Consider the following 17,193-nt stretch of genomic DNA (forward strand, 5'->3'; position numbering starts at 1 on the left):
GCCGATGGCCATGCCGGTGCGCAGGGTTTCCTGGCACTGGGCCACGCCGCAGGACACGGCCACCACTTCGGTGACTTTGCCGGCTTCTTTCAGGCGGGCCGCTTCTTCCAGTGCGATCTCATCGAACGGGTTCATCGACATTTTGACACTGGCGATATCTACGCCAGTGCCGTCGGATTTGACGCGCACTTTGACGTTGTAGTCCACCACGCGCTTGACGGGCACCAGAACTTTCATCACTTCTCCTTTTTACTTTGCAGCAGTTGCACGATGCTGGAGAAATCCAGTTCGCCCGCGCCGGCGCCGCTGTGCAGCGCATACAGGTTGCGCGCAAGTTCGCCCAGCGGGACCGGCGACTTGGCGGCCATGGCCGATTCCGCCGCCAGTCCCAGGTCTTTCAGCATCAGATTCACGCCGAAGCCGCCGGTGTAGCCGCGCGACGCCGGCACGCCTTCCATCACGCCCGGTATCGGGTTGTATAACTCCAGCACCCAGTTGCGGCCGGAGCTCTTGCTCATGATGTCCGACAGGACGCCTGGGTCCAGTCCGTTGGCCATCCCCAGCGCCAGTGCCTCGGCGGTGCCCGCCATCAGGACGCCCAGCAGCATGTTGTTGCAGATCTTCGCAATCTGCCCTGCGCCGTGCGCGCCGGCGTGGAAGATGTTCTTGCCCATCGCCAGCAGCACCGGCCTTGCGCGCTCCAGCACCTCGGCCGGACCACCCACCATGAAGGTCAGCGTGCCCGCGATGGCGCCGCCGGTGCCGCCGGACACGGGTGCGTCCAGCATCGCCAGCCCGGCCTGGGCTGCGGCGCCAGCCACGGCGACTGCCGATTGCGAAGCGATCGTGCTGCATTCAATGATCAGCGCGCCGGGGCGCATGCGACCGATGATGCCGTCAGGGCCCAGGAACAGCCCTTCCACATGGCGGCTGGCCGGCAGCATGGACACCACGACGTCGGCCTCGCCGACAGCCGCGTGCGCGGACGGCGCGACCTGTGCGCCGGCCTCGGCCAGCGCTTGCGTTGCGCTGGCCGACAGGTCGAACACGCTCAGCGTGTGGCCGGCTTTCAGCAGGTTCAGGGCCATGGGCCCGCCCATGTTGCCCAGGCCGATAAATGCGATATGGCTCATATTTTCTCCGTAGTTAGTTGTCCAGGCCCGCCAGCGGATGCTCGCGGGGGCGCCATGGGTTGTCGAGGAAGTGCCGGGTGCTGCCGGCAGGCCGCCAGCGCGGACGCATGTCCTTGTCGATCAGCAGCGCGCGCACGCCTTCCATGAAATCGCCCTGGGCGCAGCAATGCAGGGCGGCGCCGTACTCCATGCGGAATACGTCCGCCAGCGACAGGCGCGGCGCCCGCTCCAGCAAGCGCCAGGTCAACGCCAGCGAACCGGGGGCGGCACGCTGCACGGCGGCCAGGGCCTTCGCCAGCCAGGGATCGTCGCTCTGCACGGCCGCGAACGCCGCCAATACCGTCTCCAGGCTTTCCTGTCCGCACAGCCTGTCGATCAAGTCGCGATGCTGCCGCAGCGGGCCGGGCGCGCATGCGGCGCTCCCTTCCTCGGCAACGCGGAGGACGGCGCCCAGCAAGACATGGTTGCCGGCGCAGTCATCGCTCCAGGGCTGCCGCAGCAGCGTGGCCAGCACCTGCGGCAGCTCGGCATGGGGCAGCACGCGGTCGGCCAGCCCGGCATAGCGCGCGTCGGCGGCATTGATGCTGGCGCCGGTCAGCGCGAGGAAGCGGCCGAGCCCGCCCGGCATGCGGCTCAGGAACCACGAACCGCCCACATCGGGAAACAGGCCGATGCCGGTCTCCGGCATCGCCAGCCGGGTCTTTTCCGTGGCCACGCGGTGGCTGGCCCCGGCCATGAGCCCGATGCCTCCGCCCATGACGATGCCATGGCCCCAGCACAGTATCGGCTTGGGATAGGTGTGGATGCGGTAATCCAGCGTGTACTCGCGGGCGAAGAATTCGTTGGCGTAGCCGTTGCCGAGCACATCGCCGGCCTGGCGGGACCCGCGATGGCCCATCATCGCGCTGTATAAGTTGTGCAGGTCGCCGCCGGCGCAGAATGCCTTCTCGCCGGCCCCTTGCAGCAGCACCATGGCAATGCGCTCGTCATAGGCCCAGGCCGCCAGCTGCGCCGATAGCAGGTCCACCATGGGCAAGGACAAGGCGTTCAGCGTCTTTTCCGCGTTCAGCCTCAGCACGCCGATCAGGCTGCCATTGTTGGCGACCAGGGTTTCGGCCAGCACCGGCATGTTCAGTCGCTCTCCCATCAGCGGTTCCTCCATTGCGCCGCGCGCTTGCCGAGAAAGGCGTTCACGCCTTCCTTCTGGTCTTCGGTATCGAACAAGTCGACAAACAGCTCGCGTTCGACCGGCAACCACTCGGCCGGCGCGCCGGCACGCGCGCCCTGGATCAGCCGCTTGCTGGCCGCCACGCTGGACGGGCTTTGCTTGGCGGCCTGGTCCGCCAGCGCCAGCGCCGCATGCCTGGCCTCGCCCTTGCCGACCACCTGCTCAACCAGGCCGATGCGCAAGGCGGTCTGCGCGTCCACCCGTTCGCCGCACAAGATCATGCGCTTGGCCCAGCCCTCGCCGACCAGCCACGGCAGGGTCTGGGTGCCGCCCCCGCACGGCAGCAGGCCAACGGCCGCTTCCGGCAGTGCCAGTTGCACCTGCGCCTCGGCAATGCGGATATCGCAGGCCAGCGCGCATTCCAGGCCGCCGCCCATGGCGTAGCCGTTGATGGCGGCGATCGACACGCCCCGGAACTGCGACAGCGCCTCGAATGCCTCGCCAAACCGGCGCGCCATCTCGCGCGCCACCGCCTTGTCGCCGTCGGCGAACAGCTTCAGGTCCGCCCCGGCGGAAAAGAACTTCTCGCCCTGGCCCGTGACCACCAAGCTGTAGATCCCGCGATTGGCGTTCAGGTCGCCCACCAGCCGCACCAGCGCGGCCAGGCTCTCGCCGGTCCAGGTATTGGCGGGCGGATTTGCCAGCGTCAGGACTGCGGTATGGCCAACAATTTCCAGCTCAAGGTTTGTATAGTCGCTCATCGGATTTCCTCGGTTGTTTGTTCCAGTAAATGGCGCGAGACGATGACGCGCATGATTTCGTTGGTCCCTTCCAGTATCTGGTGCACGCGCACGTCGCGCAGGTAGCGCTCCAGCGGGTATTCCCGGATGTAGCCATTGCCGCCATGGATCTGCAAGGCCTGGTTGCACACCTTGAAGCCGATGTCGGTGGCGATGCGCTTGGCCATTGCGCAATAGACAGATGCGTTGGCGGCGCCCGCATCGAGTTTGGTCGCGGCCAGGCGCACCATCTGCCGCGCTGCCACCAGCTCGGTCTGCATGTCGGCCAGTTCGAACTGCAGGTGCTGGAAGGATGCGAGGCGGTTGCCGAACTGGCGCCGCTCGCCCATGTATTCGCGCGCCGCGTTCAGCGCCGCCTGCGCCGCGCCCACGGAGCACGTGGCGATATTGATGCGCCCGCCATCCAGCCCGCGCATGGCAATGCGAAAGCCCTCGCCCTCGGCGGCCAGCAGGTGGTCGGCAGGAACGCGCACGTCGTCGAAACTGATGGCGCGCGTCGGCTGGCTGTTCCAGCCCATTTTCACTTCCTTGCGTCCGAAGCCCAGGCCGGGGGTATCGGCCGGCACGGCGAAGGCGCTGATGCCGTTCGGCCCGGCGCCGCCGGTGCGCGCCATCACGATCAGCAGGTCGGTGGCGCCGGCGCCGGAAATGAAGGCCTTGGCGCCGTCCAGGTGGTAGTAGCCGTTCCTCAATTGCGCGCGCATGCTGAGCGAGCCCGCGTCGGACCCTGCGCCCGGTTCGGTCAGGCAATAGGAGCCCAGCTTGCGCCCGCTTGCCAGCAGCGGCGCCCACCGTTCGCGCACCGCGGGACTGGCCCAGGTCGCGAGCATCCAGTTGACCATGTTGTGGATCGTCATGTAGGCCGTGGTCGACGGGCACGCGGCGGCCAGCTCCTCGAAGACGATGGCCGCGTCCAGCCGGGACAGCCCCATGCCGCCGTCTTCCTGCGAGGTGTACATGCCGCAAAAGCCCAATTCACCGGCCTTGCGGATGATGTCGACGGGGAAGATGCATTCGGCATCCCAGTGCGCCGCCAGCGGCGCCATCTCCCCGGCGGCAAACTCGCGCGCCGCCTGGCGGAAAGCGCCCTGCTCTTCGGATAGTTCGAAGTCCATGTGGCCTCCCCGGGTCGCTTATTTCAGCGAAATAGTGGTGTTGACCGCGCCGGCCACGCTGTCGTCGTCGAACCAGCGCGCGGTTATGGTTTTGGTCTGCGTGTAGAACAGGATCACCTGCTTGCCGTACGGCCCCAGGTCGCCCAGCTTGGACGCGCCGGAGCCGGTGAACGAGAACAGCGGCACCGGTACCGGGATCGGCACATTGATGCCGATCTGGCCCGCGTCGACTTCTTCCTGGAACTTGCGCGCGGCGGCGCCCGACTGCGTGAAAATGGCCGTGCCGTTGCCGTTCGGGTTGTTGTTGACGAAGGCGATCGCTTCATCCAGGGTGGCGGCCTGGACCAGGCACAGCACCGGCCCGAAGATTTCCTGGTCATAGATCGCCATGCCAGGCTTGACGCCGGAGAAGATGGTGGGGCCGACGAAGTTGCCGCCCGCGTAGCCGGGCACGTCCGGCTGGCGGCCGTCCAGCTCCAGGGTTGCGCCGCTTTCGATGCCGCTGGCGATGAAGCTTTCCACACGGCTCTTTGCCGCGCACGAAATCAGCGGCCCGATGTCGGTGCCCGGCTCCGCCCCGCCGTTGATCTTCAGCGCACGCGCCTTTTCCACCAGTTCGGGAATCCAGTTGTTCGCCTCGCCCACCAGCACCGTCACCGGCAAGGCCATGCAGCGCTGGCCGGCCGCGCCGAAGGCGGCGCCCAGCAGGTTGTTCAGCGCCTGCTGCTTGTTCGCGTCCGGCAGCACGATGGCGTGGTTCTTCGCGCCCATCATGCACTGCACGCGCTTGCCGGTTTGCGAAGCGCGGTGATAGACGTGGGTGCCGACCTTGGTGGAGCCGACGAAGGACACGGCCTTGATGTCCGGATGGTCGCAAATGGCGTTGACGGCGGCCTCGCCGCCGTGCACCACGTTCAGCACGCCGGACGGGATGCCGGCCTGCAGCGCCAGCTCCACCAGGCGCATCGTCACCATGGGGTCCTGCTCGGAGGGCTTGAGCACGAAGGCGTTGCCGCAGGCGATAGCCATGGGGAACATCCACAGCGGGATCATGGCGGGGAAGTTGAACGGCGTGATGCCGGCGCAGACGCCGATGGGCTGCTGCAGCGTGAAGGTGTCGACGCCGCTGGCCACGTTGTTGGCGATCTCGCCCATCTGCAGGCTGCCGATGTTGGCGGCATGCTCCACCACCTCCAGCCCGCGGAAGATGTCGCCTTCCGCGTCGGCCAGGGTCTTGCCCTGCTCGGCCGTCAGCAGCGCGGCCAGTTCCTGCATATTCTCGCGGATCAGCTGCTGGTACTTGAGGAAGATGCGGGCGCGCGCGCCGATCGGGGTCTTGCGCCAGGTCTTGAACGCGCTCCTGGCCGCGCCCACCGCCGCCGCGATCTCGGCCGCCGTCGCCATCGGCACGCGGGCCAGCACCTGCTGCGTGGCCGGGTTGACGACGTCCTGCCACTGCGTGCTCGATGACTCCACAAACTCGCCGTTGATCAGCAGTTTGACGGTCGGAATCGATTGCTTGGTATTCATAAGGTTCCTCATAACAGTTGATGGGCAGTGCATTGAGAATACGGTTGCACCGCAGGCCCGGCAATGCCCGGAAAGTTCAATATCGCTGCAAGAATTTGACAGTGCTCAGTGCACCGGAGCCCCCGCGCTACGCGCCAGTTCTTCGCGCCGGCGGTTGCGCAGCGCGAAGCGCTGCACCTTGCCGCTCGCCGTCTTGGGGAGCCCGGCGACGAAATGCACGGCCCGTGGATAGGCGTGCGCGGCGAACTTGGTCTTGACCAGTTGCTGGATGCCGGAGGCCAGCGCGGGTGTCGGGCTGACCCCGTCGCGCAGCACGACAAAGGCCTCGATGATCTCGCCGCGCACGGCGTCGGGCACCGCGATGACCGCGCATTCGGACACGCCGCCGTGCGTCACGATGATGGATTCCACGTCGAAGGGACCGATGCGGTATCCCGCCATGATGATGACGTCGTCGTCGCGGGCCGAGAAATAGCAGTAGCCATCGGCATCGACGCGCCCTGCGTCCCCCGTCAGGTACCAGCGGCCGTCGGCGGAGAATTTCTCGGCGCTCTTCTGCGCGTCGTCCTGGTAGCCGCCGAACCAGGCCAGCGGACTCCCGGACAGGTCGATCGCCATCCGTCCCACCTCGCCTTCCGCAGCCGGGCGGTCCGCGTCCTGCGCCAGCACCGCCGCCTTCCAGCCCGGCATCGCGTGCCCCATCGAACCCGGCCTGATCTCCTTGCCGAGCATGGCGTGGTGGTGGTTGTTGATCAGCATGCCCGTCTCGGTCTGGCCGAAATGGTCGGCAACGGGCATGCCGAGCGCGCCGATGGCCCATTCGTTGACTTCCGGCGTGAGCGGCTCACCGGCGCTGGAGAGGCAGCGCAGCCGCAAGCCTGGCGGCACCGGCACCTCCGACACGCGCAGCGAACGGTACACCGTCGGGGCGGCCGCAAAATTGGTGACGCCACACTGGAGCATCGTGGCGTAGGTGGTTTCGGGCGAAAATCCGGCGCCCAGCAGCACGCTGCGCACGCCCGTGGCCAGCGATCCCAGCACGCCGAAATACAGGCCGTACGCCCATCCCGGATCGGCCGCGCACCAGTACACGTCATCCGCCCTCAGGCCGATGCCGAACTCCATGTACGCATGGAAGCTGGCCAGCGCCTTCAGGGGCACGACCACCCCCTTGGGGCGGCCGGTGGTGCCCGACGTATAGATGTGAATCAGCGGGGCGTGCGCGCCGAGCGCGGCCGCCTCGGCCACGGGATGGTCCTCGGCCATCAGGTCTTCAAACCGCTGCCCGCCCGCCTCCACCGCGCCCGGTCCGGCGCCCGCCACCACCACGATCCACGGCGCCTCGGCCGGCATGTCTTCATTGCCGTGCAGTTTCGATTGCTGCGACTGGTCGCATATGACCGCCCTGGCGCCGCTGGCGTTCAGGCGCATGGCAATGGCCGCGGGCGCGAACGCCGTGAACAAGGGCACGTGCACGGCGCCAAGGCGCCAGATGCCGACCAGGGCCACCAGCAGCGCGCGGCCCTTGCCCATCAGCGTGGCCACGCGGTCACCCTGCCGGATGCCCCTGGCACGCAGCGCGGCCGCGAAGCGCTCGGATTCCGCGCGCAGTTCGGCATAGGTGATGGTGTCGACGGACAGGTCGGCGCCGACGATCCGGTAGGCCACCGCCGATGGGTCATGCCGGTCGCACAGCAGGTAGGCGGCGCTGGCGTGGTCCGCGCCGTACATCGCGAGCAGCTGGCCGACGCGCGCTTGCGGATGGGTGTCTGGGGAAAGGTACATAGTGGTCTCCTGTTGGTTGTTCGATGACGTCAGCCTGCCGCGCCAGCCGGCGCGCCGGCGGGCGGAACCGGCGCCACCAGGTCCCGTGCCTGTTTCGCGGCGCTGCGCGAATGATTGATCAGCATGACTGCCACCGTGCCGATGGCGCCGGCGATGCCGATGGCGAAGAAGTTCTGTTCCAGCGGCAGCTTGAGCGACACCAGCCAGCCGATCAGCAAGGGAGAAACCACGCCGCCGATCCGGCCGATGCCGGAAGCGAAGCCCACGCCGGTCGAACGGATAGCAAGCGGGTAGAATTCGCCGGCGTAGGCGTAGGCAAGCAGCTGCGTGCCGAGCGTCGATGCGCCCACGACAAACACCACGACGAACAGCAACTCCGTCGAAGTCGTGTACCCCATCAGGGTCAACGCCACGGCCCCCAGCGCGTAGAACGAGACCAGGACATACTTGATGTTGAACTTGTCGCCGAGGTAGCCGCCGCCTATCGCACCGGCCATGGCGCCGATATTGAACGTCAGCACAAAATTGAGGGCCGATCCCAGGCTGTAGCCCGCCATGGCCATCAGCTTGGTCAGCCATGAACTGAGCGCGTACACCATGAACAAGCCCATGAAGAAGGCGATCCAGATCATGGCCGTGCTGAAGCCCCGGCCGTGCTGGAAAAGAGCGCGCACCGGGCTGCTCCCGCTTGCCGCCCCTAGCGGTGGCAGAAAGCGCTCGTTGGCCGGCACGGTAAATTGCGGCGCGAACTTGCCTATCACTTTACGCAGTTCGGCCAGGCGGTTGCGCTTGATCAGGAAGGGCAGCGATTCGGGCATCGTCAGCAGGATGAAGGGAATCAGCAGCACGGGCGCCAGGGCCGTGTAGAAGAGCGCCTGCCAGCCGTAGGCGGCGATGACTTGCTTGGCGATCAGCGCGGCCAGGATGCCGCCGATCGAATAGCCCGCGAACACCAGCGTGACCAGCCGCGCGCGCAGCCTGACGGGCGCGAATTCGGCCATCTGCGCCGTCATGATGGGCAGCACGCCGCCTATCCCCAAGCCGGCAAGAAAGCGCGTCGCGCTGAATGAGTAAGGATCGCTCGTCAGTCCGGCCGCCGCTGTAAACACGCTGAACAGGCCAACGCAGATCGAGATCAGCATGGGACGGCCAATGCGGTCGGCCAGGGTGCCGAAGGTGATCGCTCCCAGCATCATGCCGACCAGGGCCGAACTTGCCATCAATCCCGCGCTGTTGGCGTCCACCCCCATGTCCTTCATGATGGCGGGCAAGGCGGCGCCGACTATCGCCAGGTCGTAGCCGTCCAGGATCAGGATCAGGGCTCCCCAAAAAAGCACGCCCCCGTGAAAGCGGCTAAACCTGGATTCATCGGCCAATCTGCGCAGCTCGGAATAGTGCATTGTCGTCTCCATTGTTGTGGTGTGTTCTTGTGTGAACCGCGACGGGTACATTGCCCGTATCGGTCCAAGTATAGGGAGACGGTGCCTTGCCGGCGATGCCCGAAATCGCCATTCATCGTGAGCGATTTGGCCATACGGATTGCCGATCGGATGCGCTATGATCGGGGCGCGCAGGCGGCGCCTTGCCGTGCCGCGTGTCGCGTCTTGCGTCGTACATGGGTGGCTCAAATGCAAAAAGGCAGTGTTTCGATTTACTTCGTGAAGTCCGCGCTGGCGCCCGTGCTGGCGCGCGGAATGGACGTGGCGCCCTTGCTGGCGGAGGCCGGCATTTCACCGGCCGTCCTGCAGGCGCCGCTGGGTCGGGTGACGCCTCAGAGCTTCAGCGCCTTGTGGCTGAGCGTGGCCAAAGTACTGGACGATGAGCTGTTCGGGCAGGATGCGCGGCGCATGAAGGTTGGCAGCTTCGCCATGCTTAGCCATATCCTGACCGATTGCGCGACCTTGCACGACGCCCTGTCGCGCATGGGGAAGTTCTTCAATCTGATACTCGACAATTTCCAATGCGGCCTGGACATCAAGGGACGCCAGGCGCTATTGACCATCCAGGAAACGCCGGACGCACCGTTGCCACGGGTGTTCGGCCACGAGACGCTGCTGATGCTGCAGCACGGGCTGGCCTGCTGGCTGGTCGGCCGGCGCATCCCGGTGCTGGCGGCTACTTTCGCCTATCCCGAGCCCTCGCGCAGCGCGGAATACCAGTTCATGTATTCCAGCCAGCTGCGCTTCAATGAAGCCCTGACATCACTGTGCTTCGACCGCTCCCACCTCAACTTGCCGGTGATCCAGAACGAGCGCACGGTGAAGGAGTTTGTGCGCAATGCGCCGGCCAACATCGTGCTCAAGTACAAGAACGTCAACAGCTTGGCGGCGCAGATCCGCCGGCAGCTGCGATCGGCGCCCAGCTTTGAGTGGCCGGAATTCGAGGCGGTCGCCAGGTCGCTCGGCAAAACCCCTTCCACCTTGCGCCGCCGCCTGGAGCAGGAAGGGCAGTCGTTCCAGACCATCAAGGACCAGCTGCGCAGGGACGTGGCGATCGACTACCTGTGCCATACCAGCAGGAGCATCGCGGACATCGCTGCGGAACTGGGCTTCGGCGAAGCCAGCGCGTTTCATCGCGCCTTCAAGCGATGGGCAGGGGCCTCGCCCGGCGAATACCGGCTGCTCGCGCACAAAGGCTGATGCGGCAAGGCCGCGATCTGTGGACATGCGTTCAAGCCGGAACAGTTGGCTCACGGGCAGCACCGGCGATGGCAGCGATTCTTGCGGCCGGCAACGATGCAAAGGCGGCGAAACCAACGCCGCCAGCCGTTCGATGAAGAGGACAGGAGCACCATACCCAGCCCAGTTCACGCCGTATCTGTTCCAGTTCCGGCAAAGTCTGGGCGCTCCTGCGCCGCCGCAGCCATTCCCTCACTTCTTCTTTGCTTGGTTGAGCGGCATTGCACATGGGATCCCTTTCTGCGCACACTGAACTTTACATGGTTAGTAGAATCTATCTTCATTTAAGATTACGATCAATTGCTGCCGATGTCAAAGCTTGCATCGATATCCAATCTGCGGAGTCTCATGGGCACCAACCAACAAAAGCATGAGGAACCGCTCGCTTAACGGATCAAGACGCAACAAACGCGGGTGTATAATGTGCCTTTGAACGTTGACGGAGGCAGTGTGGATGGCGAAAAAATCCCGGTGGAGACAACGATTCCCGGACGCAAACCCCGCATTCGTCACCGGGGGCCGGACAAGTATCCGCTGATACTTAAGGCCGCTCGCGATCTGGTGGCAAGCCACGGATTTCGTGAAGTCCAGATGTCGGCGATTGCGGAAACAGCCGGCATTGCCATCGGCACGCTGTATCGATACTTTCCCGCGAAAACCGACTTGATGATCGAAGTGGTCTCACTGACCGCCCAGCGCGAAGTCGACGTTGTGGCGGGCATCGCCATGAGGGAAGGCTCCGCTGCCGACCGTCTTGGCGCCGCAGCGTGGACCTTCGCCAACCGCGCACTGCGCGGACGCCGCATGGCCCATGCGCTGGTGGCCGAACCGGTCGAACCGGAGGTCGAGGCGGCTCGCCTGAAATATCATCGTGCATTGGCCAGGGTTTTCACGACCATCATCGAACAAGGCGTTCGCACCGGCGAATTTCCGCCGCAAAGCGAGCGCGCTTCGGCCGATTGCATCGTAGGATGCCTGTTCGAGGGCTTGGTCGGTCCGCTGGCGGACACGGCCTCGGATGAACCGAGTTTGACCGCGCATGCGGTCGCCATCATCACCTTTTGCCTGCGCGGGGTATCTGGCGGACCACTGACGTTCGTACCGCAGCCGTAGGCGCCGAACGGCAATGCATCACACGGCAATTCAGGCGGGTGCGCTCAGCCTCACCATGCCGGTGGCCGACACGCACACCTCACCACCTTGGCCGTACACGCCGCCGCGCAACTCGACCCGCTGCACCGCCTTGCGCGCAACAGTGACAGCGGCCACCTCCCACCCGATCTGAACAGTCGCGTCCGCCGCCACCGCCCGGCGAAATTCCACTGAAAAAGCTGTTCCCACAACGGAAAAACTCCTTGAAAAATGCGCCGCCGCCAGCCCCAGTAGCAGCGCCGTCGTGTGCGTACCGCTGACGATCAACCCGCCATAGCGGCTGCGCGCCGCAATGCCGCTGTCGTGATGCAATGGATTGGTGTCGCCCGCCGCCGTGGCGAAAGCGCGCACTTCCATTTGATTGAAGACGTGGCATCGCGAGAATGTTTCGCCAACGGATACGCTTGCGGGTTTGGGCAATGTCATGTTTTCTTGCCGCCGGAACTCAATTCCTGACCTGATTCAAACTGGCAATGGCGGCGCGGCTACCGACTTGCTCCCGCAAGACGAATTTCTGGATCTTACCGGTGGCCGTCTTGGGCAACTCGCCGAACACGACGCGGCGCGGGCACTTGAAGTGCGCCAGGCGTTCACGGCAGAATGCGATCACTTCGGCTTCCAGCACCGGCGCGGCATCGTGCTTCAACTCGACAAAGGCGCACGGCACCTCCCCCCACTTGGCATCGGGTTGCGCGACCACGGCAGCGTTGAGCACGCTGGCGTGGCGGTACAGGACTTCTTCCACTTCGACCGAGGAGATATTTTCCCCGCCCGAAATAATGATGTCTTTTGAACGATCGGTAATTTGCAGGTAGCCGTCGGGATGGACCACGGCCACGTCGCCGGTGTGGAACCAGCCCCCCTCGAACGCGGCCGCTGTCGCGGCGGGGTTTTTCAGGTATCCCATCATGACGGTGTTACCACGGAACAAAATCTCCCCCGCAGCTTTCCCATCGGCAGGCACGGTTTCCAGCGTATCGGCGTTCGCCACCCGCAAGTTTTCCAGGCCCGCCGCGCGCACGCCCTGGCGCGCCTTCATGCGCGCTTGCTGCGCGCTGGGCAGCTCCGCCCAGTCATCCTGCCAGGCGCAGCTGACCGGGGTGCCGGAGACTTCGGTGATGCCGAATACATGCTCGACATCAAATCCCATCGCGCCGACCGCTTCCAGCACCGTGGCCGGAGGCGGCGAGCCCGCCGTCAGGATGCGTACGCGGCGCGCCAGTTCGGGACGCTCGGCTGCCGGCGTATTGGCGATACCGGCCAACACTATGGGCGCGGCGCACAGGTGATCGACGCCGTGCTGGGCGATCGCGGAAAATACGTTCTCGGCAGTCACTTTGCGCAGGCAAACATGGGTGCCGGCCGCGGCGGTAATGGCCCAGGTAAAGCACCAGCCGTTGGCATGAAACATCGGCAGCGTCCACAGATACACAGGTGCGCGCGGAAGCGCCCAATTCGTCATCTGCAACATGCTCATCAGGTAGGCGCCACGATGGCTCGGCACCACACCCTTGGGATCGCCGGTGGTGCCGGACGTATAGTTCAGTGCAATGGGAGACCATTCATCGCTGGGCCAGCAACCGCCAAACGCGGGATCGCCGCTGGCCAGCAAGGATTCGTAATCGGTCTCTCCGATGGGCGCACCGTCCGGCGCCAAATGATCGTTAATATCGATCAGGCGCGGCGGATGGTCCACCTCCCGCAATGCACTGGCCACCAGCGCGGCGAACTCGCGGTCCACTAGCAGCACCTTGCATTCGCCGTGGCGCAGGATGAAGGCAATGCCCTGGGCGTCCAGGCGGCAGTTGATGGCATTGAGCACCGCGCCCGACAAGGGAACACCGAAATGGGCTTCCAGCATCGCCGGCGTATTCGGCGCGATGATCGACACCGTGTCGCCCGGCTGCACGCCCAGCTTGACCAGCGCCGAGGCGAGACGATAACAGCGCTCACGCGTCACCGCCCAGCTTTGCCGGACAGCGCCATGGATGATGGCGGTACGCTGCGGATACACATCAGCCGTGCGATCGAGAAAACCCAGCGGTGTCAGCGGAACATGGTTGGCGGCGCTCTTTTCCAGGCCGCTAGCATATGCACTCGCGCTCATTTTTCTATCTCCTTTATTTGTTTTTTATGATTTGTTATTGATGAAAAGTCGTGAAGTCTTCCACCGCGACCCGGCTGGTAACGAGGGAGTTTTCAACCCGTTCAGGATCGGCGTAACCCAAGCTCATTCCGCAGACGAACATTTGCTGGTCGGGGATATTCAGTTCCTGCCCAATGACCCGGTGAAATTCGTTGAAGGCGGCTTGCGGGCAGGTGTCGAGACCGCGTCCCCGGGCCGCGGTCATGATGTTCTGCAAGAACATGCCGTAATCAATCAGGCTGCCACGGCCCATGCTGCGGTCGATCGTAAACAACAGCCCGACCGGCGCGTCAAAGAAGCGGTAGTTGCGGGCGTGCTGGGCATGCATCTTCATCTTGTCGCCCTTCTCTATTTCCAGCAAGCCATACAGATCCCAGCCAACCTGGCGTCGCCGGTCGATATAAGGCGATATCCATTCGCGCGGGTAATAGTCGTATGGTTCGTCGAGCGTCTCCCTCAGCGCGGGATCGTTATAGACCCGCAGGATCGCTTGAGTCAGGCGCTCCTTCGCGGCGCCCATCACGACGTGCACTTGCCACGGCTGCGTGTTGACGCCGGTGGCGCAATACCGCGCCACATCCAGAATGGCGGAAATGTCTTCGCATGGCACCTGCGTCGGCAAGAAGGCCCGGATCGAGCGGCGGGTGCCTAGCGCCCAGTCGACCGAGCGGAGCAGATCCCCGGCATCGATATCAGGTGGTGAATCCAATCGCGTTTTCATCATTCAATGTCCAAACAAAAAATCCGTACGGCCGCCGCTACCCAACCGCGAACATGGGCGGCCATACGCGCCTGCAGCTTACGCCACGGCCGGGTGGGCAACCGAGGCGCACAGCCGGTGGTTAATCAAGACAACCGCGAACATGCCCAGCAATCCGGCCAGGCCGATCGCAATAAAGTTCTGCTCCAGCGGCAGGTCGAGCGCGACCAGCGCGCCGATCATGATCGGCGCCAGGATGGCCCCTGCCCGGCCCACGCCGGAAGCGAAACCGACACCGGTCGAGCGGATAGCCGCGGGATAGAACTCCGCCGCATAGGCGTAGGCCACCAGCTGCGTGCCGAGCGTGGTGGCGCCGACGATGAACACCGTCACAAACAGCAATTCGGTAGATTTGACGAAGCCCATCAGTGTCAGCGACGCCGCACCGGCCGCGTACAGGCTGACCAGCACATGCTTGATGTTGAAGCGGTCGCCAAGCCAGGCGCCGCCGATCGCTCCAACAATGGCGCCGATGTTAAATACCAGGATGAAGTTCAAGGCCGACCCCAGGCTGTAGCCGGACAGCGCCAGCAGCTTGGTCAGCCAGGAACTGAGTGCGTACACCATGAACAGGCCGAAGAAGAACGCGACCCAGATCATGATGGTACTGAAGCCGCGTTGATCGAGGAACAGTGCCTGGATGGGCGCGCTGCCGGCATCGGCTTTTGCCGACACCACGAACCGCGCGGCAGGCGGCAATTGCCTGGCGGGATCGATCTTGGCGGCGATTGCACGCAAATCCGCCTCCCGGTTATTCCTGATCAGGAAAGGAACCGATTCGGGCATGGTTTTCAAGATCAGCGGAATCAGCAACACGGGCAGTGCAGCCACATAAAACACCGACTGCCATCCGAAGTCCTGGATCAATTGCTTTCCCGTCAATGCCACCAGGATACCGCCGACCGCATACCCGGCGAACACCAGGGCCACCATACGCGTGCGGATCGACGCCGGCGCATACTCGCCCATTTGCGCCGCGACGATAGGGAGCACGCCACCAATGCCCAGGCCCGCGATAAACCGCGTCGCACTGAACGACAAGGGATCGTGGGTCAATCCGGCGGCGGCGGTAAATACGCTGAACAGCGCAACGCAAATCACCAGCATGCGGGGCCGGCCGACCTTGTCGGCCAAGGTGCCGAAAAACATCGCCCCCAGCATCATGCCAAACAGTGCCGAACTCGCCATGAACCCGGCCGTGGTGGCGGTAACGCCCATTTCCTTCATGATTAATGGCAGCGCGGCGCCAACGACGGCAAGGTCATAACCGTCAAGCACCAGCACCAGAAAACACCAGGCCAAGATCATGGCGTGATAGCCGTTAAATTTGGACTCGTCTATGAGTTTTTGCATATTAACCGTTTGCATGATGGTCTCCGGTTATTGCAAGCATTGCGCACATAGTTATTACAACAGCCAGACTGCACATGATTCATCTCCTATTTTTTGTTAAAAGAGGATTCCCTCTTTAGGCATTGCTCTAATGGCATTTCCCAATCTAGTCTTCAGCGTCGCAAGGCGTGGAATCCAGGGCTTCAGGACAGCCCTCTTAAGTGAATCTTCGTTCCACATACTGATAGTAGAATCAATATTCACTTTAGTCAAGCAAAAGCGCTGCACTTCCCTCCCCTGATCTCACGGCCATTGCTGCCGGCATCGTGACGCACCCGGCGCGCCAAGCCGGAACCGCATGTTGCCAATGAGCATGACGACCGCTTCCCGCCTGTGTGGCGCCCGCACCACGTTCGATCGGCACGGTAAAGCAGAGGCCGCTTGCACCCATCAGGTCCGCGTTGAGCGGCATATCTGCTACACAAAAGTATTGACCTCGTCGTCCAAGGCAGCTAGCTTTAAAGGAATTTCGATTCACTTAACGGCGCGCATGAGCAATGCGGGACCGCCATCGTCGGGCTGGCTGAGGCTTGAAAGGAGCGGCACGGGAGTTCGTGTCATTTGTTTATTTATTCATTCGAACCACTATGAAAACCTTACTTAAATTTCTCTTTTTCCTGTTCATTGGACAGATTTCTCCTGCGCAGGCGGCCAATCTCGGGACTGCGGAAGAGGCAATTGCCATGGTAAAGCGGGCCACGGCCCTGATTGATAAAAAAGGAAAGGACGAAGCCTTCAGACAGTTTAATGAGGCAGCGGGACCGTTTGTGGACCGCGACCTGTACATTGCCGTGCTCGATGAAAAAGGAATAATGGTGGCGCATGGCGCGAATCCCAAAATAATTGGAAAGTCGCTTCTTGAAATGAAAGATGCCGACGGAAAAGCATTCATAAAGTCGCTCATCGACACTGCTCAAAAGCGCGGAAGCGGGTGGGTCGAGTACAAATGGCCCAATCCCGTCACCAAAGTGATTGAATCCAAATCCACCTATGTGGAAAAGGCGGGCAATCTCACTGTCGCGTGCGGTATCTACAAGAAATAACAAGGGAGGCTCACGCGAAACGCGCCAGCAACATCGCAGACGGTGATGGGATCGCGATCACCCGCTCCTTAGCAGCGACCGCTGTATCAAGGTTGTTCGATTTAAAAATACAAACATGGAGACAATATGACAACAAAGACACTTCTTAAGATTGCCGCATTGGCGATGGCCCTTCAAGCATGCAGCAGCGGAAGCAATGAAGTTCACCCAGCCGGTCAAGAGACGACAGTCGCAAAAACCGCTGCGGAGATGTGTGCGGCGCTGCCCAATTTAACAGTGCCGGCAACCGACATAGGCTTGCCGACCACGGGAGCAACGATTACGTCTGCCGAGCTCGTTCTGGCCAGCGCCAAAGACAACGCGAACGGTGAATACTGCAAAGTACTGGGAAGTTGGTGAGCGACAATTATCTTGGCCGGTAGACGACAACTATCTTGGCCGGTTGTCACCTGAAACCGGCCCGGTGCGGAAGCGAGGTTTACAGTTGTTTC

At 63.3% G+C, this 17,193-nt stretch carries 15 protein-coding genes and 1 pseudogene; 4 read left to right on the forward strand and 12 right to left on the reverse strand.

What is annotated here, in order from left to right; genetic code table 11:
* The 8 genes and pseudogenes from ASD15_RS17080 to ASD15_RS17115 form a co-directional block, all read right to left on the reverse strand.
* Positions 1–237, reverse strand: a pseudogene (locus ASD15_RS17080) (electron transfer flavoprotein subunit beta/FixA family protein); the annotation flags it as partial.
* Positions 237–1,133: a 3-hydroxyisobutyrate dehydrogenase gene (gene mmsB / locus ASD15_RS17085; protein WP_057156204.1), complete on the reverse strand. Its 897-nt coding sequence runs from the start codon at positions 1,131–1,133 to the stop codon at positions 237–239. The pseudogene ASD15_RS17080 and the gene mmsB, both read right to left, overlap by 1 nt.
* Positions 1,134–1,146: 13 nt before the next feature.
* Positions 1,147–2,268 (reverse strand): enoyl-CoA hydratase/isomerase family protein, encoded by a 1,122-nt coding sequence (locus ASD15_RS17090; RefSeq protein WP_057156215.1) that lies wholly within the window; start codon positions 2,266–2,268, stop codon positions 1,147–1,149.
* An 11-nt stretch (positions 2,269–2,279) separates the two neighbouring features.
* The gene (locus ASD15_RS17095; RefSeq protein ID WP_057156205.1) at positions 2,280–3,062 is read right to left on the reverse strand and encodes an enoyl-CoA hydratase; all 783 of its coding nucleotides are present in this window, start codon (positions 3,060–3,062) and stop codon (positions 2,280–2,282) included.
* Entirely contained in the window at positions 3,059–4,216 is a 1,158-nt protein-coding gene (locus ASD15_RS17100; RefSeq protein ID WP_057156206.1) for an acyl-CoA dehydrogenase family protein, read from the reverse strand. Before ASD15_RS17100 ends, ASD15_RS17095 begins: the two co-directional genes overlap by 4 nt.
* 18 nt (positions 4,217–4,234) lie before the next feature.
* Positions 4,235–5,746, reverse strand: a complete 1,512-nt coding sequence (locus tag ASD15_RS17105; RefSeq protein ID WP_200953982.1) for a CoA-acylating methylmalonate-semialdehyde dehydrogenase — start codon at positions 5,744–5,746, stop codon at positions 4,235–4,237.
* Positions 5,747–5,851: 105 nt separating this feature from the next.
* Positions 5,852–7,531: an AMP-binding protein gene (locus ASD15_RS17110; protein ID WP_057156208.1), complete on the reverse strand. Its 1,680-nt coding sequence runs from the start codon at positions 7,529–7,531 to the stop codon at positions 5,852–5,854.
* 29 nt (positions 7,532–7,560) lie between these two features.
* Positions 7,561–8,931 carry an MFS transporter gene (locus ASD15_RS17115; RefSeq protein WP_057156209.1) on the reverse strand — a complete coding sequence of 457 codons (1,371 nt, stop codon included), beginning with the start codon at positions 8,929–8,931 and terminating at the stop codon, positions 7,561–7,563.
* Positions 8,932–9,159: 228 nt separating this feature from the next.
* Between ASD15_RS17115 and ASD15_RS17120 the strand changes: the two genes are divergently transcribed.
* Together ASD15_RS17120 and ASD15_RS17125 are read left to right on the forward strand one after the other, a co-directional pair.
* Positions 9,160–10,170, forward strand: a complete 1,011-nt coding sequence (locus ASD15_RS17120; RefSeq protein WP_057156210.1) for an AraC family transcriptional regulator — start codon at positions 9,160–9,162, stop codon at positions 10,168–10,170.
* A gap of 489 nt (positions 10,171–10,659) precedes the next feature.
* Entirely contained in the window at positions 10,660–11,322 is a 663-nt protein-coding gene (locus ASD15_RS17125; RefSeq protein WP_229418240.1) for a TetR/AcrR family transcriptional regulator, read from the forward strand.
* Positions 11,323–11,352: 30 nt separating this feature from the next.
* Here the strand turns inward: ASD15_RS17125 and ASD15_RS17130 are convergent, their stop codons facing one another.
* The 4 genes from ASD15_RS17130 to ASD15_RS17145 form a co-directional block, all read right to left on the reverse strand.
* Positions 11,353–11,787 (reverse strand): MaoC family dehydratase, encoded by a 435-nt coding sequence (locus ASD15_RS17130; protein WP_057156211.1) that lies wholly within the window; start codon positions 11,785–11,787, stop codon positions 11,353–11,355.
* Between the two features lie 19 nt (positions 11,788–11,806).
* The gene (locus tag ASD15_RS17135; protein WP_057156212.1) at positions 11,807–13,468 is read right to left on the reverse strand and encodes an acyl-CoA synthetase; all 1,662 of its coding nucleotides are present in this window, start codon (positions 13,466–13,468) and stop codon (positions 11,807–11,809) included.
* Positions 13,469–13,502: 34 nt separating this feature from the next.
* A complete protein-coding gene (locus tag ASD15_RS17140; protein ID WP_157200985.1) occupies positions 13,503–14,228 on the reverse strand; it encodes a nitroreductase in 726 nt (241 codons plus the stop codon).
* Between the two features lie 78 nt (positions 14,229–14,306).
* A complete protein-coding gene (locus tag ASD15_RS17145; RefSeq protein WP_057156214.1) occupies positions 14,307–15,635 on the reverse strand; it encodes an MFS transporter in 1,329 nt (442 codons plus the stop codon).
* Positions 15,636–16,246: 611 nt separating this feature from the next.
* Between ASD15_RS17145 and ASD15_RS17150 the strand changes: the two genes are divergently transcribed.
* Positions 16,247–16,702 (forward strand): cache domain-containing protein, encoded by a 456-nt coding sequence (locus ASD15_RS17150; protein ID WP_057156217.1) that lies wholly within the window; start codon positions 16,247–16,249, stop codon positions 16,700–16,702.
* A 126-nt stretch (positions 16,703–16,828) separates the two neighbouring features.
* Entirely contained in the window at positions 16,829–17,101 is a 273-nt protein-coding gene (locus ASD15_RS32375; RefSeq protein ID WP_157200984.1) for a hypothetical protein, read from the forward strand.
* The last annotated feature ends 92 nt before the right edge of the window (positions 17,102–17,193 follow it).

The organism is Massilia sp. Root351 (assembly GCF_001425045.1).
Classification (GTDB): domain Bacteria; phylum Pseudomonadota; class Gammaproteobacteria; order Burkholderiales; family Burkholderiaceae_D; genus Rugamonas.